The 24121-nt window shown below is 61.7% G+C and carries 21 protein-coding genes; 5 read left to right on the plus strand and 16 right to left on the minus strand.

Annotated features, from left to right (window positions below; all coding sequences use genetic code 11):
• Position 1: 1 nt before the first annotated feature.
• Positions 2–1393: an FAD-dependent oxidoreductase gene (locus KW839_RS17465; protein WP_060543498.1), complete on the minus strand. Its 1392-nt coding sequence runs from the start codon at positions 1391–1393 to the stop codon at positions 2–4.
• Positions 1394–1463: 70 nt separating this feature from the next.
• Positions 1464–2789 carry an MFS transporter gene (locus tag KW839_RS17470; RefSeq protein WP_218425032.1) on the minus strand — a complete coding sequence of 442 codons (1326 nt, stop codon included), beginning with the start codon at positions 2787–2789 and terminating at the stop codon, positions 1464–1466.
• A 266-nt stretch (positions 2790–3055) separates the two neighbouring features.
• Between KW839_RS17470 and KW839_RS17475 the strand changes: the two genes are divergently transcribed.
• Positions 3056–3928, plus strand: coding sequence for a LysR family transcriptional regulator (locus KW839_RS17475; protein ID WP_218425033.1), 873 nt, complete (start codon positions 3056–3058; stop codon positions 3926–3928).
• A 102-nt stretch (positions 3929–4030) separates the two neighbouring features.
• Here the strand turns inward: KW839_RS17475 and KW839_RS17480 are convergent, their stop codons facing one another.
• Entirely contained in the window at positions 4031–4894 is an 864-nt protein-coding gene (locus KW839_RS17480) for a LysR substrate-binding domain-containing protein (protein ID WP_060543495.1), read from the minus strand.
• Positions 4895–5003: 109 nt separating this feature from the next.
• Here KW839_RS17480 and KW839_RS17485 point away from each other — a divergent pair, with 109 nt between their 5' ends.
• The 3 genes from KW839_RS17485 to KW839_RS17495 all read left to right on the plus strand — a co-directional run bounded on the left by KW839_RS17485 (position 5004) and on the right by KW839_RS17495 (position 7915).
• The gene (locus KW839_RS17485) at positions 5004–6113 is read left to right on the plus strand and encodes a 2-aminoethylphosphonate--pyruvate transaminase (protein ID WP_060543494.1); all 1110 of its coding nucleotides are present in this window, start codon (positions 5004–5006) and stop codon (positions 6111–6113) included.
• Positions 6114–6264: 151 nt separating this feature from the next.
• A complete protein-coding gene (phnX, locus tag KW839_RS17490) occupies positions 6265–7092 on the plus strand; it encodes a phosphonoacetaldehyde hydrolase (RefSeq protein ID WP_218425034.1) in 828 nt (275 codons plus the stop codon).
• 262 nt (positions 7093–7354) lie between these two features.
• Positions 7355–7915 carry a cytochrome b gene (locus KW839_RS17495; protein ID WP_218425035.1) on the plus strand — a complete coding sequence of 187 codons (561 nt, stop codon included), beginning with the start codon at positions 7355–7357 and terminating at the stop codon, positions 7913–7915.
• Between the two features lie 126 nt (positions 7916–8041).
• Here the strand turns inward: KW839_RS17495 and KW839_RS17500 are convergent, their stop codons facing one another.
• The 3 genes from KW839_RS17500 to KW839_RS17510 all read right to left on the minus strand — a co-directional run bounded on the left by KW839_RS17500 (position 8042) and on the right by KW839_RS17510 (position 12347).
• Positions 8042–8968, minus strand: a complete 927-nt coding sequence (locus KW839_RS17500) for a 1-aminocyclopropane-1-carboxylate deaminase/D-cysteine desulfhydrase (protein ID WP_218425036.1) — start codon at positions 8966–8968, stop codon at positions 8042–8044.
• 168 nt (positions 8969–9136) lie between these two features.
• Positions 9137–10135: an acyltransferase gene (locus KW839_RS17505; RefSeq protein ID WP_218425037.1), complete on the minus strand. Its 999-nt coding sequence runs from the start codon at positions 10133–10135 to the stop codon at positions 9137–9139.
• Between the two features lie 172 nt (positions 10136–10307).
• Complete coding sequence (locus tag KW839_RS17510; RefSeq protein WP_218425038.1) at positions 10308–12347, minus strand: NADPH-dependent 2,4-dienoyl-CoA reductase; 2040 nt, start codon at positions 12345–12347, stop codon at positions 10308–10310.
• Between the two features lie 335 nt (positions 12348–12682).
• On the opposite strand from KW839_RS17510, the gene KW839_RS17515 reads away from it, so the two are divergent.
• The gene (locus tag KW839_RS17515) at positions 12683–12844 is read left to right on the plus strand and encodes a DUF2986 domain-containing protein (RefSeq protein WP_218425039.1); all 162 of its coding nucleotides are present in this window, start codon (positions 12683–12685) and stop codon (positions 12842–12844) included.
• Between the two features lie 267 nt (positions 12845–13111).
• Here KW839_RS17515 and KW839_RS17520 read toward each other — a convergent pair whose 3' ends face one another.
• The 10 genes from KW839_RS17520 to KW839_RS17565 form a co-directional block, all read right to left on the minus strand.
• Entirely contained in the window at positions 13112–14152 is a 1041-nt protein-coding gene (locus KW839_RS17520) for a Rieske 2Fe-2S domain-containing protein (RefSeq protein ID WP_060543488.1), read from the minus strand.
• Between the two features lie 178 nt (positions 14153–14330).
• The gene (locus KW839_RS17525; RefSeq protein ID WP_082457612.1) at positions 14331–15707 is read right to left on the minus strand and encodes a DUF1329 domain-containing protein; all 1377 of its coding nucleotides are present in this window, start codon (positions 15705–15707) and stop codon (positions 14331–14333) included.
• A 101-nt stretch (positions 15708–15808) separates the two neighbouring features.
• Positions 15809–17011, minus strand: a complete 1203-nt coding sequence (locus KW839_RS17530) for a helix-turn-helix transcriptional regulator (protein WP_060543487.1) — start codon at positions 17009–17011, stop codon at positions 15809–15811.
• A gap of 76 nt (positions 17012–17087) precedes the next feature.
• Complete coding sequence (locus tag KW839_RS17535; protein WP_060543486.1) at positions 17088–18296, minus strand: acetyl-CoA C-acyltransferase; 1209 nt, start codon at positions 18294–18296, stop codon at positions 17088–17090.
• Between the two features lie 7 nt (positions 18297–18303).
• Entirely contained in the window at positions 18304–18774 is a 471-nt protein-coding gene (locus KW839_RS17540) for a MaoC family dehydratase (protein ID WP_060543485.1), read from the minus strand.
• Between the two features lie 10 nt (positions 18775–18784).
• Positions 18785–19570: an SDR family oxidoreductase gene (locus KW839_RS17545; RefSeq protein WP_060543484.1), complete on the minus strand. Its 786-nt coding sequence runs from the start codon at positions 19568–19570 to the stop codon at positions 18785–18787.
• 220 nt (positions 19571–19790) lie between these two features.
• Positions 19791–20669 carry an SDR family oxidoreductase gene (locus KW839_RS17550; RefSeq protein WP_060543483.1) on the minus strand — a complete coding sequence of 293 codons (879 nt, stop codon included), beginning with the start codon at positions 20667–20669 and terminating at the stop codon, positions 19791–19793.
• 57 nt (positions 20670–20726) lie between these two features.
• A complete protein-coding gene (locus KW839_RS17555; RefSeq protein WP_060543482.1) occupies positions 20727–21878 on the minus strand; it encodes an acetyl-CoA C-acetyltransferase in 1152 nt (383 codons plus the stop codon).
• Positions 21879–21881: 3 nt separating this feature from the next.
• Positions 21882–22940, minus strand: coding sequence for an acyl-CoA dehydrogenase family protein (locus KW839_RS17560; RefSeq protein ID WP_060543481.1), 1059 nt, complete (start codon positions 22938–22940; stop codon positions 21882–21884).
• A gap of 10 nt (positions 22941–22950) precedes the next feature.
• Positions 22951–24114, minus strand: coding sequence for an acyl-CoA dehydrogenase family protein (locus KW839_RS17565; protein WP_218425040.1), 1164 nt, complete (start codon positions 24112–24114; stop codon positions 22951–22953).
• Between the last annotated feature and the right edge of the window lie 7 nt (positions 24115–24121).

The raw sequence follows: 24121 nt of genomic DNA on the forward strand, positions 1-24121 counted from the left end.
CTCAGCCTTTGTCGGCCTTGCCCGCCGCCGCCGCGAACTTCGCCAGACGCACATCAAGGTGCCGTGGCCGGTGCCCGCGATCCTCGGCGCGCTCCTTGCGGCGGATGGCGTTGCGCACCATCAGCGAGCCGAGGTAACGAATCGGCTCCGGCGGAAAGAAGCCCAGCGGCCCGTTGATCAATGGCGAGCGAGTCCAGGGGTTATCCAGCCCCTGGACCATCGACGCGAGAATCTGCCCGCCCATGTGGCACGGCCCGACACCGCTGCCGGAATAGCCGAAACCATAGAACACGTTGCCACTGGCGCTCATCTGCCCGAAAAACGGCAACCCGGTCACCGAGCGATCCGACGGGCCGTTCCAGGTCGACTCGACCTTGACCTCGGCAAAGGCCGGGAAGAAATCCGCCAGGCTGTGCTGCAACAGGCCGGCGTAGGGCGATGGCTGATCGAACACCGGCAGCATGCGCCCGCCGTAGGCGAAGGTATTGCCGCCCTTGCCGAGCATGATCCGGCCGTCCGGAGTGTTGTGGTAGTAGTGCACGAAAATTCGCGAATCGAGCACCGTGACTCCGCTGGTCAAGCCGATTTCGTCGAGCAACTCAGGCCGTGGCTCGGTGATCAGCATGTCACTGGAAACGATCGCCACGCTGCGCTCGAACTGCGGGAACGCCCGGGCCATCCAGGCGTTCATCGCCAGCACCACCCGGTCGGCGCGAACAGTGCCGTGCGGAGTTTGTATCCCTGCCGGGCGGCCTTCTTCCAGCCCGGTCATTGCTGTATTTTCATGAATCCGCACCCCCAGTTGCAGGGCGACCCGGCGTAACCCGCGCACCAGTTTGCCCGGCTGAACACTGGCGGCCGCCGGGGAAAACCAGCCCTCAAGATGTTTGCTGGAGCCGGCCATGCGCTGCACATCGGCCACCGGCCGCTGGGTGAACGAGTTGATGCCATGGCGTTCCAGGGCCGCGATCACCGCATCGGTCGAGCCGCATTGCGCGCGGTTGGTCGCGGTGTAGAGCGTCCCGTCGAGCCGGTAGTCGGCGTCCACTTGATACTGTTCGCAGAAGGCGCCGATGGCATGGATGCTGCGTTCGGACTCCTTGACCAGGCGCACTGCCTCCTCAACGCCGAACAAGCGCTCAAGGGTGAAATACTTGGCCGACCACGACAGCGCACAACCGCCATTGCGGCCACTGGCCCCGGAGCCGCAGATGTCCGCTTCGATCAGCAAAACGTCCAGTTCGGGGTTCTGTTGCTTGAGCATGATCGCGGTCCACAACCCGGTGTAACCGCCACCGACGATGCACACGTCGGCGCGGCTGTCGCCTTGCAGTGGCGCGCAGGTTTCGGTTGATTCAGCCTTCAGGGCCTGCTCCAGCCAAAAGGGTCTCATGGGTCAATCTCCAGTCAGTGGCCCACACGCCAGCCCGCCGCAGGCGCAGCAGGCCGCGAGGAGGCAGGATTCAGGTACGCAGGGGTTTGATCGTCATTGCCCGGTTGGGCACGAACGGATAGTTGGTCCGCAGGCCGCCCGGGCGGCTGTTCCAGTGCGGAATCAGCACCAGCGCCGAGAACATGGCGCAGCCGGCGAAGACGATGAATACCGTGACCGAGTCGAAGTAGCCCGGAAGCAACCCACCGAGTACCGCCCCGACCGAGCCACAGCCGTTGACGAATCCCGCTGCGGTAGCACCGGCCTTGGCCTTGCCGAAATCGATGGCGGCCGAGCCGCTGATCATCGAATCCGGGCCGTAAAGAGTCAGGCCCATGACGAACAGCAGCACCACCACCAACAGCACGCTGCCGGTATGCAGGGCGGCCATGAACAGCGCCAGCGTCAGGGTCAGCGCCAACAGGCTGATCACGCACGCCGGCATGCGTCGGGCGCCGAACAGTTTGTCCGAAGCCAGGCCGATCAGGATCGGCCCGAGCAGTCCGGCCAGTTCGAACGAAGTCGGAATGATCGCCGCACCGACCTTGCCGACCGAGGGCATCTGTTCGAAGACGATCACCGGGCCCCACAGCAGAATCGCGTAACGCGCCGGCTTGAGCATGAAGTACGCCAGGCCCAGCACCAGCACTGTGCGGTTGCGCAGGATTTCCTTCAAGGGCTCCAGGACGCTGATCCTGCTTTGGGCATAGGCCTCTTCGGCGCTCAGCTCAGACTCCGGCTCCACCGCGGGCAAGCCTACGTCCTGCGGTTTGTTGCGTTGCAAAAAGAAAAACAGCACGGCCACCACACCAACCACCGCCGCGCTGGAAATGAACGCCGCGTGCCAGGTGCCCATCAGGGTGTACGCCCACCAGCCGGCGAACGGCGATGCCACCAGGCCGCCAAAGGCGTAGCAGGAGCTCCACAAGCCCAGGACTCGCCCACGCTGCTCGGAGGGAAAGAAACTCCCAAGGTTCTTGCACAATCCCGACCAGCCAGTCGATTGCGCCAGGCCTTGAATCAGCATGCAGGTGGCGAAGATCGGCACCGTTGCGAAGCTGCCCATGACCAGCGCCGCCACTGCGGAAATCAGTAATCCGCCGAGCACCACCACCCGCGGACCGAAACGGTCGGCGAGGATGCCCCAGGTGAATTGGCCGATGGCGTAAGCGGCAAGGTAGATGGCATCGAGGTTGGCCATGGCCATTTTGTCGAGCATGAACGTCGGGTCTTCGGCAATGCCGAGTTTGGCGACGGAGAAGGCTTTGCGGGTGAAGTAGAAAGCGGCGTAGGCGAGCCAGGTAATCGCGAAGATCTGCACGCGCCAACGCTTGATGGTGCCGATGTGCTTGTTCATTGTGGTTCTGACCTCAGGGTGTGAGTGTGCCGGCAGAATTGGTAGAAAACGCCTGTGTTTTTATTGTTGAGCACTGCGATATCGCCTTGTCCCTGTGGCGGATACCGGTCAGATGAGTCCCTTGTTGCACGCCCGGACCCATGGCCCCGTCGCTGTTCGACTGAGCAGTCAGCGGGGCTGAGGCGGATAAAAACAATTACTGATTAATAAGTGAAATCGATTTATCGTATTTCCAATATAAGCTCAGCTTGTTACTGGAGATCCCCATGTCGGTTTCCCACGCCCAGCTCAAAGCCTTCCATGCCGTAGCGGTGCATGGAAGCTTTACCAAAGCCGCCGAACGGCTGTTTCTGACGCAGCCGGCCATCTCCGACCAGGTACGCAAACTCGAAGAGCGCTATGGGGTTTTGTTGTTCCATCGCAATAAACGCTCGGTGCGTCTGACCGATCTCGGCGAGCGCCTGTTGAGCGTCACCCAGCGGCTTTTTGTGATCGAGGCCGAAGCCCAGGAACTGCTGCAGGACTCCCAGGCGTTGCAGACCGGCAGCCTGATTCTGGCGGTGGATGCGCCGGTCCATGTGCTGCCGCAGATCGCCCGATTCTGCGAGCGCTACCCCGGGATCAGCGTGAAGATCGAAACCGGCAATACCGATGAATCGCTGTTTCGCCTGTTCAACTACCAGGCCGATCTGGCGCTGCTGGGCCGCGATGTCAGCGATGAACGCCTGATCTCGCTGCCCCTGCGCAACGACCCGATGGTGGCATTCGTTTCGCGCAATCACCCCTGGGCCGACCGCGAATCCATTTGCCTGGCCGACCTCGACGACACCCCGCTGGTGCTGCGCGAAATTGGCTCGGTGACCCGCCAGACCCTTGAAGAGGAAATGGCCCGCGCCGGTTTTCGCATTCGCCCGGCCATTGAAGTCGAAGGCCGGGAAGCAGCGCGTGAGGCGGTGGTGGTAGGGATTGGCGTTGGCGTGGTGTCTGCGGCCGAGTTCGGTGCCGACTCCAGGGTCTGCGCGTTGCCGATCATCGATTGCGAACGGCGCCTGACGGAGACGCTGGTGTGCTTGCGCGAGCAAAGCTCACGGCGGGTGGTGGCGACGTTTTTGCAGATGGTGCGCGAGAGTCTGGTGTAGGCAGGCCAGTCCCCTTCGCGAGCAAGCCCGCTCCCACAGGGATCTGTGGTGTTCACGAAACCCAGTGGGAGCGGGCTTGCTCGCGAATGCAGGCGCCGCGGTCTACCTGCCAGGCGCCAACCCGAAAAACGCCTGAATCAAACGCAAATCCCTGCGCCGCTCCATGCACCCCATCATGTGTCGATTGAGCAACCCCTCGCCAATGATCGGCACCGCCGCCACCCGTGGGTCGTGGCTGACCTCCACCGACGACACCACTCCCACACCCAACTCCGCTGCCACCGCCTCGGTCACCGCTTCACGACTGTCCAGCTCCAGCAACACCCGAGGATGCACGTTCGCCTCGGTGCAGGCTTCATCGAACGTACGCCGGGTGATCGAACCCGGTTCGCGCAACACCATGATCACCTGGTCCAGCTCCTTGAGCGGTACGCCTTTGCTCCGCCGAACCCACGGATGACCCTCGGGCACCAGCGCACAAATGCGTGACTCGCTCAGGGGTTGCAGATGCAAACCCTTGCGCGGCTCGACCTCGGTCAGCACCGCCACGTCGGCATGTTCGGACAGTAGCGCGGCCAGGGTTTCCTGGGCATTGCCCAGGCGCAGGTTCACCGTGATCCCCGGATAACGCGCACGCAGGCTGGCGAGCATCGGCATGACCATGTGCGGGCCGTCCGCGGCCACTTCCAGGCGCCCGGTCAACAATTGCCGGTTGGCCTCCAGCATCACCTGTGCCTCCTCGGCCAGGCCGAACATCGCCCGGGTGATTGCCGCCAGTTTGGTGCCCTCCTCCGTCAACTCCACCCGTCGCGCGGTGCGGCGCAACAGGGTGATCTGGTAGTGCTCCTCCAGGGCCTTGATGTGCCCGGTGACGGCTGGCTGGCTGATGAACAGGCGTGCGGCCGCCCTGGTAAAGCTGCCCTCGCGGGCCACGGCATCGAAGGCGCGCAGCTGAAAAAGGTTCATGAATAAGCCTCACTGATGGTTGGCATAACAATAAACAATTTGATTGATAGCACGGCAAATTGCAATTTAAGCCCCGTAGCTTCATCCCATCGATTGCGAGGACACGAGAATGAGTACTGCCGAACCTATCCTGCTCACCCCCGGCCCGTTGACCACATCGGCCCGCACCCGCCAGGCAATGATGGTGGACTGGGGTTCATGGGATGACCGCTTCAATCAACTGACCGCCAGCCTCTGCGAACAGCTGCTGGCGATCATCAACGGCGCCGCCAGCCACCACTGCGTGCCCCTGCAAGGCAGCGGCACCTTCGCCGTCGAAGCGGCGATCGGCACCCTGGTGCCGCGCGACGGCAAAATCCTCGTATTGATCAACGGCGCCTACGGCAAGCGCCTGGCGAAAATCTGTGACGTGCTCGGCCGCTCGTTCAGTACCTTCGAAACCGCCGAGGACGAACCCACCACCGCCAACGACGTCGATCGCCTGCTGCGAGCCGACCCAGGCATTACTCATGTCGCGCTGATTCATTGCGAAACCAGCACCGGCATCCTCAACCCGCTGCCGGAAATTGCCCAGGTGATTGCGCGCCATGGCAAGCGCCTGATCATCGATGCCATGAGCTCATTCGGCGCACTGCCGGTGGATGCGCAACAGGTGCCGTTCGACGCGCTGATCGCGGCCTCGGGCAAATGCCTGGAGGGCGTGCCGGGGATGGGTTTTGTCTTCGCTCGCAAGGAGTCCCTGGCCAGCGCCGCCGGCAACTCGCATTCCCTGGCGATGGACCTGCATGACCAGCACAGCTACATGGCCAGGACCGGTCAGTGGCGCTTCACCCCGCCGACCCATGTGGTCGCTGCGCTGCACGAAGCCCTGCTGCAATACAACGAAGAAGGTGGCTTGCCGGCCCGGCATCGGCGTTACGCCGCCAACTGTCAGGCGCTGATGGAAGAAATGAGCAAACTCGGCTTGCGCAGCTTCCTGCCGGCCGCCATTCAGGCGCCGATCATTGCCACCTTCCATGCACCGAAAGATCCGCGCTATCAGTTCAAGGAATTCTACGAACGGGTCAAGGCCAAGGGTTACATCCTCTACCCCGGCAAGCTGACCCAGGTCGAAACCTTCCGCGTCGGCTGCATCGGCCATGTCACTCCGGCGCAAATGCGCGAAGCGGTGGCGGCGGTGGCGCAAGTGCTGAGCGAGATGGAAGTCCTCGAAATCTGATCAACACCGCAATCCCCCTGTGGGAGCGGGCTTGCTCGCGAAGGCGGTGTATCAGTCGACATCAATTTTGAATGTCAGTCCGCTTTCGCGAGCAAGCCCGCTCCCACCCAAAGCAGCTCCCTATCCGCCAGTTGCCACAGGATCTATCACTATGAACTACACCAACCCAACCAAACTCCAGGCCGCCATCCTCGACTGGGCCGGCACCGTCGTCGACTTCGGCTCCTTCGCCCCGACCCAGATTTTCGTCGAAGCCTTCGCCGAGTTCGACGTCCAGGTGTCTATTGAAGAAGCCCGTGGCCCGATGGGCATGGGCAAGTGGGATCACATCCGTACCCTATGCGACCAGCCACAGGTCGCCGAGCGTTACCGCAAGGTGTTCGGTCGCACGCCGACCGACGATGACGTCACCGCCATCTACCAGCGCTTCATGCCGCTGCAGATCGAAAAGATCGCCGAGCATTCGGCACTGATTCCCGGTGCCCTGGAGACCATCGCCAACCTGCGCCAGCAAGGGATCAAGATCGGTTCGTGCTCCGGCTATCCGAAACAGGTCATGGACAAAGTGGTCGAGCTGGCTGCCACCAACGGTTACGTGGCCGATCACGTGGTTGCCACCGACGAAGTGCCAAACGGCCGCCCATGGCCGGCCCAGGCGCTGGCCAACGTCATCGCCCTGGGCATTGATGACGTCGCCGCCTGCGTGAAAATTGACGACACGGTACCGGGCATTCTCGAAGGTCGCCGTGCCGGCATGTGGACGGTGGCGCTGATCTGCTCAGGCAACGCCCTGGGCCTGGATTATGAAGGTTATCGCGCCCTGGCCAGCGACACCCTGGACAGTGAACGCAAGCGCATCCACACCCTGTTCGAAGGCTCGCGCCCGCACTACATGATCGACACCATCACCGACCTGCCGCAAGTGATCGCCGACATCAACAAACGCCTGGCCAATGGCGAGATGCCACAGGCGAGCTGATCCAATTCTTCAGAAACGCACCGCGCTCTTGTAGGCGCGAGCCTGCTCCCGATGGAGTATCAGTCGACACCGATGTGATTGACACTCCATCGGGAGCAGGCCCACGTCTACAAAGAGCGCGGTGCGTTTTTTTGCCCATCGCTTGATCCAGAGCATTGCGAGGACAATTTGCCCAAGGCAAATCCGCCAGACAGGATTACAGTTAAGGCATAACCGTCAATCAAGAACGGCAGCTATGAACCGGACCTGTGAGGACTAACCTATGCCCTGGAAAAACTCAGCCTCGCGCTACAGCACCGTATCGATCACGCTGCACTGGTTGATGCTGGTCCTGCTGGCGGTGGTTTACGCCTGTATCGAACTGCGCGGATTCTTCCCCAAAGGCAGTGGCAGCCGCACGCTGATCGTGGAGTCGCACTTCATGCTCGGCCTGACCGTGTTTGTATTGGTCTGGTTGCGCTTGTTCGCACGCAGCCTGGGCCCGGCGCCGCAGATCTTTCCGGCCTCGCCCCAATGGCAGACCCTGCTGGCCAGACTGATGCACTGGGCGCTGTACATCTTCATGATCGCCATGCCGCTACTTGGCTGGCTGGTGACCAGTGCCAAGGGCAACCAGGTGATGTTCTATGGCTTCGACCTGCCGCTGCTGGTGGCCGAAGACAAGGAACTGGCCCGACAGATCAAGGAATGGCATGAACTGGGCGGTACCATCGGCTACTGGCTGATCGGCCTGCATGCCTTGGCCGGGCTGTATCACCATTATGTGGTGGGCGATAACACCCTGCTGCGGATGATGCCCAAGCGGGTGAACCGCGATTCCTGAAACAAGCGATAACCCAAATGTGGGAGCGGGCTTGCTCGCGAAGGCGGTGTGTCAGTCGCATTAACTTTGCCTGACACACCGCATTCGCGAGCAAGCCCGCTCCCACACTTGGATCTCCACAGTCTTTCAGCTTTGTGTTTCGAAGCCACGCCGCCCTTGCAAGCCGCCGGTATGGATGAAGATCAGCCGAGTCCCCGGGGCGAATTTACCCCCTTCAACCTGCTGCCTGAGCGCCAGCAGCGCTTTGCCGGTGTACAGTGGTTCGAGGGGAATGCCACTGGCCTGCTCGCTCTGTTGGATGAACCCGATCAACTCCGGATCCACCCTGGCAAAACCACCACGGCTGGCGTCGAGCAATTCATAAGCCGAACCGCTCAGCCCCGCTTCCTCGATGATCGCCTCCACCTGCTGCGCCACACCATGATCGTCAGGCACCGCCAGCGCACCGAACACCGCATGCTTCCCCGCCTCGGCCAATACCAGCCCGGCCAGGGTCGTGCCGGTGCCGCAGGCCAGCCACCAGCCGTCATGGTCGCTCCAGCCCAGGTCCTGCAGTTGGTCGTCTACCATGGTCTTGAGCTGCTTGCAGCCCTTGGCGCCCTGCAGCCCACCGCCACCTTCGCCAACGGCAAGCAGGTCGGGATACTGCGCCTGCCATGGCGCCCAGAAACCCGCGGTATGTCTCTCTCTGTAACCTGCGTAGCCAAGCCAGTGCAGTTGCATGCCGAACGCCTGCAAATCCTTGATCGTGGCCGTTTCCTGAGGATGCCCGCGCAGTAGGCCAACGGTGCGAAAGCCGAAGCGTTTGCCCGCCGCAGCCAGCGCATGCAGGTGGTTGGAGTGCGCTCCCCCGAGGCTGATGATGCCCGCGGCACCGACGCGGTCAGCGGCCTTGAGGTGTTCGATGAGCTTGAACCATTTGTTGCCGCTGATCAGCGGGTCGATCTGGTCAAGGCGCAAGATCGCGACTTCGATGCCGGCATTTTTCAGCCAGTCTAGATGAAGGGGATCGAGGGAGGCTTGGGGGAGCCAGTGTGCGGGAGGAGAAAGCATCGGCGTGTTGGACTGAGTTGAATACCAGCGCGGACCCAGGATTGCGGGCAATGAAGGGAACAGGCGGGCACAGGTGAGGATGGTCTGGGAAAATCCGGTGGCAGCCCCTTGAATAAAACGGCGTGATGATATCGGGCAAGGTAGCCGCAACTCCAGGCCCCACTCACATCATGCCGCTATTTCACGGTCCCGCGATTGTGCCACACCATACCTCACCCTGGCCCGAAGCGCATGACGAAGCGTCAAGGCGGGCCGTTCAACGTAGTAGTACGAAACGCCGCTCAGTAACAACGACAGGCCCAGCACGATGGCAACGATGTACCCATCATAGGCAACCGGCCAGAAGGCGCGCAGAAAGTACATCACCACAAAGTGATTCAGGAACACCCCGTAGCTGATATTCCCGAGGAACTCGTCAACCCGGTGAAACCTGAGTTTCGTCAGTAAATACACGACGGGCACACCCAACGCCAGGCCGGCAGTCACTTCGGCATTGAACGGCCGGCGCTCGACCACACCGGCCATGATCGCCAGGAACATCAGCGCCGCCGCCACCGCGGTACCGCCCGCTATCGCCAATCCCTTCGCCTGTGGTTTGTACAGGTAGCTGCCGCACAGAAACATGAACAGGACGCCCGGCAATAGTCGGTAGCCGTACAGATCGGTGTTGATCAAGCCAAGATACGCGGCCATGAAGACCACAACCGACAGGGCAAACGCGACTCCCCGCAGCTTGTAGATAATCAGGAAGGGGATCGCCAGGTAGAAGCACATCTCAAGCCCCAGCGACCAGGCCGGTGGCAGGATCTCTACCCCGGCCGCCCCGAACATGTAGAAGCCAAGGGGCACAATAGGAAGGCTTGCAGCGATATTCCCGAGCGTCAGGTCAGCAGCCTGGGGCGTACCTGGCAGCAGGAAACAGATCACCACGCAGGAGATGACGAAGTAGAACAGGAACTGCGGATACAGCCGCAAAGCCCTGTCCATGTAGAACAGACCGACGTTCCCCGGCGCCTTATAGTGGCGCTCGATCAGCGAAGTCATCACGAAACCGCTGATGATCAGGAATGAAATCACGGCGACCACGCCGGGGTTCAGCCCAGCGAACGTCTTGCCCATATGAGAAACGGCCACTAGAACGGCCAATAACAGACGATAAGCTCCCACTTTTACCCCAAAACGTCCTTGTAGTCATGGCCCGCAAACTACGATGCTTTGCGCCGCAAGAACAGGCTTTCGCTGCAGAACCAGCCTCCCGCTCGCTCAAAGACCGCCTCCGCGAAACACCGCCCTTGGCAGGTCGGCGCTCCAACGAAAGCCTCGGGTACCAGGCGCTTTATTAAAGCTCTGCCGCCAACCGCGAACCTTGATTGATCGCCCGCTTGGCATCCAGCTCTGCCGCGACATCCGCGCCGCCGATCAGGTGCACCTTCTGCCCCGCCGCGACCAGACCGTCGTGCAATTCACGCAGCGGATCCTGCCCCGCGCAGATCACGATATTGTCCACCGCAAGCACTTGCGGCTCGCCGGTTTCGCCGATGCGGATGTGCAGGCCGTCTTCGTCGATCTTCAGGTATTCGACGCTGTTGAGCATCTGCACCTGCTTGTTCTTCAGACCGGTACGGTGAATCCAGCCGGTGGTCTTGCCCAGGCCGTCGCCGACCTTGGATTTCTTGCGTTGTAGCAGGAACACCTCGCGGGCCGGTGCATGGGGCTGCGCCTTGATACCGGCGACACCACCGCGCGCCTCGAGGTGCGTATCGATGCCCCACTCTTTCCAGAAAGCCTCGCGGTTCTGGCTGGTGGCCTCACCCTGGTGAACCAGGAACTCCGACACGTCAAAACCGATCCCACCGGCACCAATCACCGCAACACGCTTGCCCACTGGCTTGCGCTGCAGGATCACATCCAGGTAGCTCAGCACCTTGGCACTCTCCACGCCTGGAATCGCCGGCACTCGCGGCGCAATGCCGGTGGCCAGAATGATCTCGTCGTAACCGCCTTCGACCAGTTGCGCCACATTCACGCGGGTGTTCAGGCACACCTCGACGTTAGTGGTCTGCAATTTGCGGTTGAAGTAGCGAATGGTCTCAAAGAACTCTTCCTTGCCCGGCACCCGCTTGGCGATGTTGAACTGACCACCAATTTCGCTGGCCGAATCGAACAGCGTGACCTGGTGACCGCGCTCGGCGGCCACGGTCGCCGCAGACAGACCGGCAGGACCTGCGCCGACCACGGCGATTTTCTTCACCTGCTGTACCGGCAGATAATTGAGTTCGGTTTCATGGCAGGCACGCGGGTTGACCAGGCAACTGGTCAGCTTGCCGCCAAAGGTGTGGTCCAGGCACGCCTGGTTGCAGCCGATGCAGGTGTTGATTTCATCAGCGCGGCCTTCAGCGGCCTTGTTGACGAAATCCGGGTCGGCGAGGAACGGCCGCGCCATGGAAACCATGTCTGCATCGCCCTCGGCGAGAATCTGCTCGGCCACTTCCGGAGTATTGATGCGGTTGGTGGTGATCAACGGAATGCTCACCGAACCCCGCAGCTTGGCCGTGACCTTGCTGAATGCCGCGCGCGGCACCTTGGTGGCGATGGTCGGGATCCGCGCTTCGTGCCAGCCGATACCGGTGTTGATGATGGTCGCACCGGCCTGCTCGATGGCCTTGGCCAACTGCACGATTTCTTCCCAGGTGCTGCCGCCTTCCACCAGATCGAGCATCGACAGGCGGAAAATGATGATGAAATTCGGGCCGACCGCTTCACGTACGCGACGGACGATTTCCACCGGCAGGCGCATACGGTTTTCGTAGCTGCCGCCCCAACGGTCGGTACGGTGGTTGGTGTGCGCCGCAAGGAACTGGTTAATGAAATAACCTTCGGAACCCATGATTTCCACACCGTCGTACTCGGCCTGTTGGGCCAGGGTCGAACAGGTGACGAAATCGCTGATCTGTTTCTCGATGCCTTCCTCGTCCAGCTCTTTTGGCTTGAACGGGTTGATCGGCGCCTGGATCGCACTTGGCGCAACCTGCTTCGGGCTGTAGGCATAACGCCCGGCGTGAAGGATCTGCATGCAGATCTTGCCGCCTGCCTCGTGCACCGCACGGGTGACGATGCGGTGCTTGAGCGCCTCTTCCTCGGTGGTCAGCTTGGCCGCACCGGAATACACGCCACCCTCTTCGTTCGGGCCGATACCACCGGTAACCATCAAGCCGACACCACCCAGGGCGCGCTCGGCAAAGTACGCCGCCATGCGCTCGAAGCCACCCGGCTTCTCTTCAAGACCGGTGTGCATCGACCCCATCAGGGTGCGGTTACGCAGCGTGGTGAATCCCAGGTCCAGCGGAGCCAGCAGGTGCGGGTAATGAGCGGCGGTCATCGGTAACTCCACATCGAACGATCACGGAAAATGCGGGAGCTCTACGGCGCCCGTCAGTCATGTTCGACAGACTAAGAGTCGGGAGGCTGCCACTCAATGACCGGAAGTGACAAGTTAATGATCGAAATGTGCAGCAGTTCGCGCCACTCCGGCGGGCCCGATGCCAGTGTCGGCTTATAGCAGCGGCCTTCCATACGCTGGTTTAGCTGATCGGCAGGTGCGCGGGGTAATTTGCAATAGCCACAATTGCCTACAAGCCCCGCCTCACCGGACGATAAGGCCAGGCAAGGGCTACGCTGATATCATTCAAACACTTACAAGCGAGATGGAAAAACATGAACCGTCAAAAAAAGCTGCAACAGTTGTTCAAGGCCAAGGCCAAAAAGGCCAGCGCCAAACTGGCACCGAAAAAGCCTAAATACATCAGCAAGGCTGACCGATTGAAACTGGCCGCTGAATCTCCTGACGCCTCGGTCAGTTCCCCTAGCGAAAATTGATCCAGTTCGGAACGCTCGAACTCATCGCCACACAACTCGCGTAACGTTTGCAGGCCTTGACGCTGGCGGGTTCCGGCGGCACAGAAACCAACACGGTAAATACCAGGAAAAACAGGATCAAAAACGGAACACAATAGGCGAGATGACTTTTTATTTTCATTGTCAGTGCTCTCATGGCCTGTGAATCGAAACTGCGTGGGCAGTCCCCTTTATAACGGCGCCTTCGCGTGACCGATGCAGATCTCTCGAAGGCGCCCTGTTGCCCTGTCAGCGCTCGTCCACCGTAATGAACTCGCGGCGCTGCGCCATGAACGCAGGCACGTCGTCCTCATTGGTGAAGAACTGCTCGTACCACTCACGCAGCTGATACACCGGGCCATCGGTTTCTGCCAATACCGGCTTGTCGATACGAATTTTGTGCTTCCAGATCACCACGTCCTGGTAGAACGAGTCACGGTTACCTTCGACATAGGCCCTGGCAACTTCCTGGTTCTGCTCTTCGGTCCATCCCGGCACTCGCTTGACCATGCAACCGAAGCGCAGGTCGAAACTGTTTGGCGTCACCGGCACGTGGCTGTTGAGCAGAATGGCGTGGATCCGCGCGTCGCCGAACATCGAACTGATATGCGTGAAGTGAGTGGCTGGCCCGTAGTAAGCCGATGGCGCAATCAGGTCGCCGCCCAGGCGCTCGGAGTCGCCATGGAAAATCTGATGGCCGATATGGCCTTCGAAGACGTTGGCGAAGTACTTGGTCGGCGTACCGTGCACCGGCCCGAAGTGCTGGGCATCCACCAGGTTATCGACCAACTCCCGTGGGTTGGTTTCGATGTGCATGGTGTCGATGTTCCAGTCATGAATCCAGTCCGGATCGTCCATCTCCGGCAGGTGTGGAATGACCACACCCTCTTTTGGCGCACGGCCCTCCGGGTTGTTCCAGACGAACAGCAGATTGTTTTCCTCGCAGGTCAACCAACTGCGGGTCTTGGCCTTGGGTGGAATGCGCTTGCAGTAAGGGATCTCCACGCATTTGCCACCGGTGTCGTACTTCCAGTGGTGGAACGGGCACACCAGCCTGTCGTTCTCGATGGTGCCCTGAGACAGGTCGGCGCCCATGTGCGGGCAATAGGCATCCAGAATGCTGATGTTGCCCTGGCTGTCGGCAAAAGCCACCAGGCGGGTGCCGAAGACTTCCAGGGTATGCGGCTTGCCATCACGGTAATCGCTCGCATTGCCCAGGCAGTGCCAGCCGCGCGCGTAACGGTGGGTACGCTGGGCGTTCTCGATGTTGATTTCAGCGAGTTTGGTCATTGTTATTGTTCCTCGAATGCAGCCTTGGGGGCAGGCAATGCCCCCAAGAAATACAGGGTGATCCCATGGCGAACATCATTAAGCAGTCGCGCAAGCAGATCATCGTTCAATTGGACTAGATCAAATGCGACCTACTCTCAATCGGCGCCCATGGCACAACGGGCGCCGTACTTGCCGGTTACTGGCCGAAACGCCGCGCGGCCTCGGGGCCAAAGTCGCGGGGGCTGAAGCCGGGTTTGTTCAACAGGTAACCGTTGCGCTGCTCATTGATCAGGTTGAACGCCAGGTAGCTGCCGGCATTGAGGTCGTAGTACAGGCCCACACCCGCCTGCTGACGCTGACTTTCGTAGGCGTAGAAGTAGTTGACCATCGAGGTGCGCCACAGCTCGCCCCGGTTGTCGTAGTTATCGGCGAGCATCGGGAACCAGGTGTCTTCGTCGACATACAACTTGCGTTTGCCATACAAGTGGCGATAGCCCGGCTTGAGTGTGCCTTCCAGTTCCCAGACCCGATGGCGCTCATAACGCATGGCCTCGGGGTTGATGTGGCCGGGGGTCAGCAGGTCGGCGTACTTGAGATTGCCTGCATGCAAGCGATAGGTGTTGTAGGGTATGTACATCTCGCGCTTGCCGACGATCTTCCAGTCGTAGCGCTGGCCGGAACCGTTGAACAGGCGCACTTCGTCCACGGTGATCGAGCCTCCGCTGCCGGGGAACGACATGTCGAAACCATAGCCTGGCGACTGGCGCACGCGACGGGTGCCCGGATCGTAACGCCAGGCCTGGCGCGGTTCGGTCTTGTCGTTCCAGAACTCAGTGCCTGTATTGATCTCACCCTTGTCCCGTTGTGGCAGCAGGGTTTCATTTAGATAGAACGACGAGTTGCCGATGGTTTCGCCAATCTTGCCAGGCTCCAGCGACGGTGCCAGGTTGCGCGAATGCACGCGGCCCCAGTTGATGTTGCCGTCCTTGAGCACATAGGCGTTATCGGAGACATATTCCTCGGTCCAGGCGCGCAAGGTAAAAGTCGAGGCGTTCTTCAACAGCTCCAGGCCGCTGCGCGGTACCGGGAACGGTGTACCGCCGGTTTTGCCGACCACCCCTTCGCCATCATCCACCAGACGTGCCACGCTGGCGTTCTCGCGAGTGGCCTGGCAAACCGCGTCGTTGTAACGGAAATCCCGATGCGAGGGATAGACCGGCATTTTGTAGGTGCCTGGGTACAGCTTGAACAGGGCTTTCTGGCCATCGGACAGGTAGGCGTCGTGTTTCGCGATGTTCTGCGCGGTGATCACAAACAGCGGTTTTTCGTCCGGGTACGGATCCACCGGATGGTTGCCTGTGCCCTTGAAATCAACGTGGGGTGGTGCACCCAGCCACTTGCCGCTGAAGGCCGGAATGCTGCCGTCGGCATTGCCGGCCTTTTCCGCACCCAGGCACGTCAAGTCGTTGCCCAGGCGCGGGATGTCCTCTGGTGCGGCATTCACCGTGCCCACGGCACAGCATCCCAACAACAAGGTCATGGCCCAGCCAGAGGCCTGATTACTGCCGGTCATTTTTATTCTCCTTGGATTCGACAACGGTTGCCCAGTATCGACAGGCCAGGAAGCCGGCAGCATCGTCCGCACGGACTAACGCATTTTACCGCAGCCACGCCTCACAGCCGGGCCCCGTCCTGCTGCGGCGCACCCAGCGCCACCACGCTGTTGAGCATGATCCGCACCAGCTCGGTCTGACGCCGCACGCCGGTCTTGGAAAAAATCGAACGCAGGTGCGCACGCGCGGTATTACGCCGGATGTTAAGCAGTTCCGAGGCTTCCTCCAGCGACAAGCCGTTGGCCAATTCCAGGGCCAGCGCGGTTTCCGCCGGGGTCAGGTTATACAGTTGCGACGTCAGCACCGTGCTCACCAGCGACTTGCTCACCGCATCGCGCACATACACCACCACCGTCGGCTTGCCGGTGCCTTCGAGCAGATCCCGGGAGGGAATCAACTCCACCACAACCCCCAGGCTGACCTGCCCTGAAGGACGGGAAATCGACGTCGCCTCGGCCAACTGCACGCCCTTGGCGGTGCCCTGCCTGGCACGCTGGAAGGCGTTGCGTACCAGGCGCGTCAACTCGCGATTGTCACTTGGGTAGGTCGCTTCCAGCCGCCCGCCCACCACCTTGAGGCCGTCCTGACTGGCGAGAATGTCCCGTGCCACGGGGTTGAGTTGCACCACGCTGCCGTTTTCATCGAGCACGATAGTCGCCACCGCGAGGCGGCTGATCGTCTGCGAATACAGACTGCCGAGGGACTCGCTGCGGTCGAGCAACGAATACATGTGCAAGGTCCGGCGCAGGTGCGGCAGCAACATGGCACACATGGCCCGCTCGGTGTCACCGAAAGCTGGTTGACCCCGGGGCCGATTGATCCGGAAACGCACCGTGCCGCCATCCGGCATGCGGATATCGGCACCGAGCATGTGGTAACAATCGTAGGGTTGGCAGTACAGCAGGTAAAACGCCGAACTGGCCCATTCGGCATCGCTGACCAGCTCATCGATGGTGAACACGGTGTCGGTGGGCAAGCCATCGAACAGGGTGGATTTGGCGTAGTAGGCGTAATGGTTGATCCCGCCCTGCCCCAGTTCGATATCACCGGCGACGACCATCGGTGACAGCAGCGGCTCATCCTGGACCCGCAGGATCAGAGTCACGAAATTGGCCTTGAACAAGCCGCGGATCTCGCGCAGCGAGTCGCTCAGGCAGCGGGTGTTCATCGCCGCTTCGTAGATGTTGCCGATGATCCGTTCGTATTCGGCCAGCTCCAGGCCCATTTGCGCCAGGACCTGTGCATTGGGCATACAACTTTGCATAACCATTCCCCAGCAGCGGGCCCGACCGGCGGGCCCCCATGGATTGAATCGAAACAGAGGCGGCGCCCCGCTCGTCTCACGGCAGCTCGAAAAGGCCGGCGGCGCCCATGCCGCCACCGATGCACATGGCGATCACTACATAACGCACGCCGCGCCGACGACCTTCGAGCAAGGCGTGACCAACCATCCGCGCGCCGGACATACCGAAGGGGTGCCCGATGGCAATCGCCCCGCCATTGACGTTCAGGCGTTCGGCCGGGATCTGCAGCGCGTCGCGGCAATGCAAGACCTGGCTGGCAAAGGCCTCGTTGATCTCCCACAGACCGATATCCGCCACCCCCAGGCCAAAGCGCTTGAGCAGTTTGGGAATGGCGATTACCGGGCCGATGCCCATTTCCTCAGGCGCGCAACCGCCCACGGCAATGCCGCGGTAGATGCCCAGTGGCGTCAACCCGCGACGCTTGGCCTCGGCTCGACTCATCAGCAGACTGGCCGCGGCACCGTCGGAGAACTGCGAGGCGTTGCCGGCGGTGACGAACTCGCCCTGCTCGATCCATTTGCCGTCCTTCCACACCGGCTTCAATCCCGCGAGGTCTTCCAGGCGCGTATTGGGCCGGTTGCACTCGTCACGCAAGACCTGCACGCGTTCATGGCCATTGGGCTGACCATCGGCGGCGAACAACAATTTGTCCACGCTCAGGCCGACGATTTCCTCGTCGAACAGACCGTCGCGCTGGGCGGCAGCGGTGCGCAGCTGGCTTTGCAGCGAGTATTCATCCTGGGCGGCGCGGCTGATGCCGTAGCGGCGCGAGACGATCTCGGCGGTTTCGATCATGGGGATGTAGGCGCTGGGCATCACCTGCAGAACGGCTTCGGATTGCGCGCGAAAGCTGTTTTTGTGTTTGGTCTGGGTCAGCGATAGCGACTCCACACCGCCGCCGATGGCGATGCTCATCTCGCCGGTCATGATGCCCTTGGCCGCGACGCCGATACTCATCAGTCCCGAGGCACACATCCTGTCCAGGGCCATGCCCGGCACGCTGTCCGGCAAACCGCCGGTGTAGGCACAGAGCCGTCCGATGTTATAGGCCTGGGTGCCCTGCTGGACCGCTGCGCCCATGATCACATCCTCGACGTCAGCAGGCTCGATACCAGCGCGCTCGACCACTGCGCGCACAACATGGCCGCCCAGCACCGGGGCTTCGGTATCGTTGAACGATCCGCGAAACGACTTGGCCAGCGCGGTACGGGCGGTGGCGACAATGACAACTTCATTCTGGTCCATGGGCAACTCACTCGGAAATAGGGTTGAAGGTGTAGCGGCTGATGGTGTCGATCACGCAGCCCGGGCGCGCCTGGCCCTCGACTTCCATGGTCATGCGCACGACCAGTTGCACGGCGTCGCCCAGAGTTTCGGCGCGGATGATCCGGCCACTGCCGCGCACCCGCGAATCGACCTTGACCGGTGCCGGGAAGCGCACCCGGTCGCTGCCATAGTTGACGCCCATGGCCATGTTTTCGATGTTCATCAACTGCGGCATGAACAGATTGGCCAGGGACTGCGTCAGGTAACCGTGGGCAATGCAGGCACCAAAAGGACCGCTGGCGGCGCGTACCGGGTCGACATGAATCCACTGGTGATCACTGGTGGCTTGGGCAAACAGATCGATGCGGTGCTGGTCAATGGTCAGCCATTCGGTGTGGCCCAGGTCCAGGCCCTCGGCCGCAAGCAACGCCTGGGCACTACTGAAAACGTGACTCATGTGGCAATCCTCAAGCTTGCTGGGAACTGACGGACAGCACTTCGCCAACCATGTAGGAGGCGTAGTCGCTGGCCAGGAACATCATTACGTTGGCCACTTCCCAGACCTCGGCGGCGCGACCGAACGCCTCGCGCCCGGCCAGGCTCGCTAGCAGCTCTTCGCTGGAGGCTTTCTTGAGGAAATCGTGCAGGGCAATCGATGGCGACACGGCATTGATGCGCACGCCGAACTCGGCGGCTTCCAGGGCACTGCAACGGGTGAACGCCATCACCCCTGCCTTGGCGGCGGCATAGTGAGCTTGCTCTTTCTGTGCCCGCCAACCGAGCACCGAGGCGTTGTTGACGATGGCCCCGGCGCCACGACGCTGCATGTGCGGCAACATCGCCCGGGTCATGCGGAAGGTGCCGGTCAAGGTCACATCCAGCACCCGCAACCACTCTTCGTCGCTCATATCCATAACGCGCTTCTGGCCACCCAGGCCGGCGTTGTTGATCAACACATCGACCCCGCCCAGGGCCTCTTCGGCAGCAGCCACCAAGGCCTGGACTTCGTCTTCGATAGTCACATTGCACACCTGGCCATAAATCGCCTGCAAGCCAGTCTCGGCCTTGAGACGCTCCACTGCCTCCTCCAGCCGCCGCGCATGCACATCAGAAATCATCAGTGCCCGACAGCCTTCCTCGGCACTGCGGCGGGCCGCCGAATAACCGATACCGGCACCGGCAGCAGCGGTAATCAACACTGATTTTCCAGCCAGCAATTGATGACCGGGAACATAAGGGGGGGCTTGTTTCACAGCGTCTACCTCCGAAGAAATCAATACGCTGCATTTGTACGGAGAGGGCGTTGCGGGCGCATCGTCAAAATGGGGTATGGCGGCGGCAGGATGCTGCAAAAAAAATTGACTGTTGCAGGAGCGAGCCTTCTCGCGATAGACCTGAAGACGACGCGTTTATCCACAAACACGCGTTATCGCTAACGTCCATGTCGAGCAGGTTCGCACCAACAGGGGGGGCTCAACTCCCCCAGACTTTCTGCGCCTTTGGCGCTTCGGCGAGAATGGCGTCCACTGCCGCGCCGATTTCATCGACCTGCCACAACGCGCCTTTGTCGCGAGTGACCCCGGTGCGCCAGCCGTCACCGAGGGAGATTCGCCCGCCCTGGCTTTCGAAGATCTGGCCGCTGATGTGCGCCGATGCAGGGCTACCCAGCCACACGACCAGCGGCGCGACGTTCTCCGCTGCCCAGGCGTCGAAGCTGCCGTCATCGGGTTTTTTCACCACGTCGGGCATGGCGCTCTCGGTCATCGAAGTGCGTGCGGCCGGTGCCAGCGCGTTGGCAGTAACGCCGTAGCGGGCCAATTCCGCTGCTTGCACCAGGGTCAGGGAGGCGATACCGCCCTTTGCCGCCGAATAATTGGACTGCCCCACCGAGCCCTGCAGGCCGGCGCCGGAGCTGGTGTTGATGATCCGCGCGTCGACCGGCGTACCGGCCTTGGCCAGATCGCGCCAGCGACGACCAAGGATATTGGCCAGGCAGTAGTGACCCTTGAGGTGGACGCGCATGACCATGTCCCAGTCTTCTTCACTGAGGCTGATAAACATGCGGTCGCGCAACACCCCGGCGTTGTTGATCAGCACATGCACTTCACCGAACGCTGCCAATGCCGCATCGACAATACCCTGCGCAGTGGCCAGGGTGGTGATGTCGTCACTGTTGGCAATCGCCTGCCCACCGTTGACGCGGATCTCCCCCGCCACGTCTTCTGCAGCCTCGGCGCGAATATCGTTGACCACGACATTGGCCCCTTGGGCGGCGAACGCCAGGGCGTAGGCGCGACCGAGGCCACCGCCGGCCCCGGTGATGATCACGGTGCGGTCTGCACAGATAGCCATGTTTGACTCCTTGATAAATAGCTGGCCGCGCGCCGGAAGCGGCGGCCGCAAAAAAAATTACAAGCGTTCGATGATGGTCACGTTGGCCTGGCCGCCGCCTTCACACATGGTTTGCAAGCCATAGCGGCCACCGCTGCATTCCAGTTCGTTGAGCAGCGTGGTCATCAGTCGTGCGCCGGTCGCGCCCAACGGATGGCCGAGGGCAATCGCACCGCCATTGACGTTAGTGCGCGCAGGGTCGTAATCCAGCTCCTTGGCCCAGGCCATGACCACCGAGGCAAAGGCTTCGTTGATCTCCACGCGGTCGATGTCGGCCATGCTCAGGCCGCTTTTGGCCAAGGCCCGGCGGGTAGCCGCAATCGGGGCGGTGAGGTGCCAGATCGGATCGTCACCGAGCACCGTCAACTGATGAATCCGTGCCCGTGGCGTCAGGTCGTAGCGCTTGAGCGCCGCCTCGGACACCACCAGCAACGCCGCCGAGGCGTCGCAGGTCTGGCTGGAAACGGCCGCGGTGATCGAGGGAAATTGCGGGTCCACCGGTTGCAATTCGGCCATCTTCGCCAAGCTGCTGTGGCGCGGGGTTTCGTCCACCGCCAGGCCCTGGCAGCTGACGATTTCCCGGGCAAAGCGGCCACTGGCGATGGCCGCCAAAGCGCGTTCGTGGCTTTGCAAAGCAAACGCTTCCATTTGCTCGCGGCTGATCTGCCAGTGATCGGCAATCCGTTGTGCCGCGTAGAACTGGTTCACTGGCTGCTGGCCAAACCGCGCGCGCCAGCCGACGCTGCCCGAGAACGGGTCAGCAAAACCCAGCGGCTGGCCGGCGAGCATTGCCGAGGAAATCGGGATCTGGGTCATGGTCTGTACCCCGCCCACCGCAACCACATCCTGGGTGCCGCTCATCACCGCCTGCGCGGCGAAGTGCAGCGCCTGTTGCGACGACCCGCACTGGCGATCGACTGTGGTGCCGGGCACCGTCAGGGGTAAACCGGCGGCTAGCCAACTGGTGCGCGCGATATCGCCGGCCTGGGAACCGATGGTGTCGACGCAACCGAATATCACGTCGTCATAATCTTCCGCAGGGATCGCATTGCGCTCCACCAGCGCCTTGAGCACATGGGCGCCCAGGTCAATCGCGTGGATCTCGCTCAGCCCTCCCTTGCGTTTGCCGGTAGGGCTGCGCAGTGCATCAACAATGTAGGCCTGTGCCATGACTCATTCCTCGAAAGTATGCCCCGGCCCCAGGCCGGTGGCGTCGGCGAACAGGTAGTCGCTGACACGGGTTTTGTGGAAGCCGCGGTCCCCCCAGGACGCATCGAGGGCCCAGGCTCGCTTCATGAACATTTGCAGATCCACTTCCCAGGTGTACCCCATCGCACCGTGCACCTGGATGCCTTTGCGCGCGGCAATCCAGCTCGCCTCATTCGCCGCCAGACGCGCTTGGGAAACCCAGACGCCAGCGTTGACGTCCCCCCGAGCCAAGGCATGGGCGGCGCGGTACAGCACCGGCTTGGCCTGTTCGATGTAACGGGCCACGTCGGCCAGGTGATGTTTGACCGCCTGGAAACTGCCGATCGGTTTGCCGAACTGTTTGCGTTGGGCCACGTAGTCCACCGACAGGTCCAGCATGCGCTGCGCCAGCCCTAACAGTTGCCCGGCCACCGACAGCGCGCCACGGTCCAACAGGCGTTCCTGCAAAGCCCGACCCTGCTCGCCACTGGCCACGCAGGTCGCCGCGGACGGAGTCCAGCTCACCCGGCCCAGACGTCGCGAAGCATCGATGCTCGGGTGGTTTTCCACGTCCACTTCGGTTCGCGGCACCACGTGGATGTCGTCGCCGTCGGTGAGTATCAACACTTCGGCCAGTTGCGCGTCGCTGACCAAGGCATTGACAGGATGACTGATTGCCATGCGCAAACTGCCATCGGCGATCCGTGGCAACAGATCGGCGCGGGCGGGATGCCCCGCGGGCAGAGCGGCGAGCAAGCCACTGGCGACATAGGCGGTGTCGGCCAAGGAATCAGGAATGGCGTAGTAACCCAGATCCTGGGTCATCAGCGCCCAGGTTACATCGTCCATGCCAAGGCCACCTTCAGCCTCGGGCACCGACAAAGCGGTCAGGCCCTGATCAGCGATCTTGTTGCGCAAGTCCCGAGAGCGCCCGGCATCGGTCTCCCAGATTTCCCTGAGCATTTCCGGTGCGGCTTCGGTCATCAGGAAACGACTGATGGCTTCGCGGAACGCCAACTGGTCATCGTTAAAAGTGAAGTCCATGGGCGGCCCCTTATTTCGGCAAGCCGAGCATCCGCTCGGCAATGATGTTGCGCTGGATTTCGTTGGTGCCGGCGTAGATCGGGCCGGATTGGGCGAACAGAAAGCCCTCCAGCCAACCCGCCGCATCACCCGCCTGCGCGCCCTTGTCCAGCAGTTCTCCACGCGTGCCGAGAATGCGCATGGCGGTCTCGTGCATCTTCAGGTCCAGCTCCGACCAGATGATTTTGTTGATGCTCGACTCGGCGCCGACCTGCTCGCCTCGGCTCAAACGCCCGACGGTGTAATAGGCCGACAGCGCGTAGGCCTCGGCGCCCATCCAGGTCTCCAGTACCGCCTCGCGCAGACCCGGGTCGCGGTCGGCGCTCGCGCGGTTCGCCTTATACAGTTCGACCAGCTTGCGGGCCGTGGCCTGGAAACGCGCCGGGGAACGCAACAGCAGCCCGCGCTCGAAACCGGCGGTGGCCATTGCCACGTGCCATCCCTGTCCTTGCTCGCCGATGCGGTTGGCCACCGGCACTCGCACATCGTCGAAAAACACTTCGGCAAAAGCATCTTTGCCATTGAGCGCCTTGATCGGGCGAATGCTCACCCCCGGCGTGTCCAGCGGCACCATGATGAACGACAGGCCGTGGTGACGAGCCGATCCTGGCTCGCTGCGGAACAGGCCGAACAGCCAGTCGGCGTAGATCGCCCGGGTCGACCAGGTTTTCTGCCCATTGATCACGTAATGATCGCCGTCGAGCAGCGCCTTGCTGGTGATCGCCGCCATGTCGGAGCCGGCGTTGGGCTCCGACCAACCTTGCGCCCACATGTCCAGGCTGGCGGCCATGCGTGGCAGGAAACGCTTTTTCTGCTCCGGGGTGCCAAATTCCATCAGCGTTGGCCCCAGCAGCAACTGGCCGTTCTGGTTGACGCGCATCGGTGCGCCAGCACCGTAATACTCTTCCTCGAAGATCAGCCACTCGATCAGGTCGCTACCGCGACCGCCGAGTTCGGCCGGCCACATCACCATCGACCAGCGGCTCTCGAACAGCTTGGCCTCCCAGGCGCGGTGCTGTTCAAAGCCTTCGCGAGTGTCATAGCTCGCCAGGGGCTCGCGTGGCAGGTTGGCCGCCAGCCAGGCACGGACTTCGGCGCGGAAGGCGTTTTGCTTGGGGGTATAAGTCAGGTCCATGGCGTTA

This window comes from Pseudomonas sp. PDM31, assembly GCF_019218965.1.
Lineage (GTDB): Bacteria > Pseudomonadota > Gammaproteobacteria > Pseudomonadales > Pseudomonadaceae > Aquipseudomonas.

What these genes read in the sequence shown, in the direction of transcription:
- KW839_RS17510 (WP_218425038.1), bottom strand. Translation starts at nt 12,347, where the DNA reads ATGACCGCCGCTCATTACCCGCACCTGCTGGCTCCGCTGGACCTGGGA.
- KW839_RS17555 (WP_060543482.1), bottom strand. Translation starts at nt 21,878, where the DNA reads ATGGCACAGGCCTACATTGTTGATGCACTGCGCAGCCCTACCGGCAAA.
- KW839_RS17485 (WP_060543494.1), top strand. Translation starts at nt 5,004, where the DNA reads ATGAGTACTGCCGAACCTATCCTGCTCACCCCCGGCCCGTTGACCACA.
- KW839_RS17565 (WP_218425040.1), bottom strand. Translation starts at nt 24,114, where the DNA reads ATGGACCTGACTTATACCCCCAAGCAAAACGCCTTCCGCGCCGAAGTC.
- KW839_RS17535 (WP_060543486.1), bottom strand. Translation starts at nt 18,296, where the DNA reads ATGGACCAGAATGAAGTTGTCATTGTCGCCACCGCCCGTACCGCGCTG.
- KW839_RS17560 (WP_060543481.1), bottom strand. Translation starts at nt 22,940, where the DNA reads ATGGACTTCACTTTTAACGATGACCAGTTGGCGTTCCGCGAAGCCATC.
- KW839_RS17525 (WP_082457612.1), bottom strand. Translation starts at nt 15,707, where the DNA reads ATGACCGGCAGTAATCAGGCCTCTGGCTGGGCCATGACCTTGTTGTTG.
- KW839_RS17515 (WP_218425039.1), top strand. Translation starts at nt 12,683, where the DNA reads ATGAACCGTCAAAAAAAGCTGCAACAGTTGTTCAAGGCCAAGGCCAAA.
- KW839_RS17500 (WP_218425036.1), bottom strand. Translation starts at nt 8,968, where the DNA reads ATGCTTTCTCCTCCCGCACACTGGCTCCCCCAAGCCTCCCTCGATCCC.
- KW839_RS17480 (WP_060543495.1), bottom strand. Translation starts at nt 4,894, where the DNA reads ATGAACCTTTTTCAGCTGCGCGCCTTCGATGCCGTGGCCCGCGAGGGC.
- KW839_RS17540 (WP_060543485.1), bottom strand. Translation starts at nt 18,774, where the DNA reads ATGAGTCACGTTTTCAGTAGTGCCCAGGCGTTGCTTGCGGCCGAGGGC.
- KW839_RS17465 (WP_060543498.1), bottom strand. Translation starts at nt 1,393, where the DNA reads ATGAGACCCTTTTGGCTGGAGCAGGCCCTGAAGGCTGAATCAACCGAA.
- KW839_RS17495 (WP_218425035.1), top strand. Translation starts at nt 7,355, where the DNA reads ATGCCCTGGAAAAACTCAGCCTCGCGCTACAGCACCGTATCGATCACG.
- KW839_RS17470 (WP_218425032.1), bottom strand. Translation starts at nt 2,789, where the DNA reads ATGAACAAGCACATCGGCACCATCAAGCGTTGGCGCGTGCAGATCTTC.
- KW839_RS17530 (WP_060543487.1), bottom strand. Translation starts at nt 17,011, where the DNA reads ATGCAAAGTTGTATGCCCAATGCACAGGTCCTGGCGCAAATGGGCCTG.
- KW839_RS17520 (WP_060543488.1), bottom strand. Translation starts at nt 14,152, where the DNA reads ATGACCAAACTCGCTGAAATCAACATCGAGAACGCCCAGCGTACCCAC.
- phnX (WP_218425034.1), top strand. Translation starts at nt 6,265, where the DNA reads ATGAACTACACCAACCCAACCAAACTCCAGGCCGCCATCCTCGACTGG.
- KW839_RS17550 (WP_060543483.1), bottom strand. Translation starts at nt 20,669, where the DNA reads ATGGCTATCTGTGCAGACCGCACCGTGATCATCACCGGGGCCGGCGGT.
- KW839_RS17475 (WP_218425033.1), top strand. Translation starts at nt 3,056, where the DNA reads ATGTCGGTTTCCCACGCCCAGCTCAAAGCCTTCCATGCCGTAGCGGTG.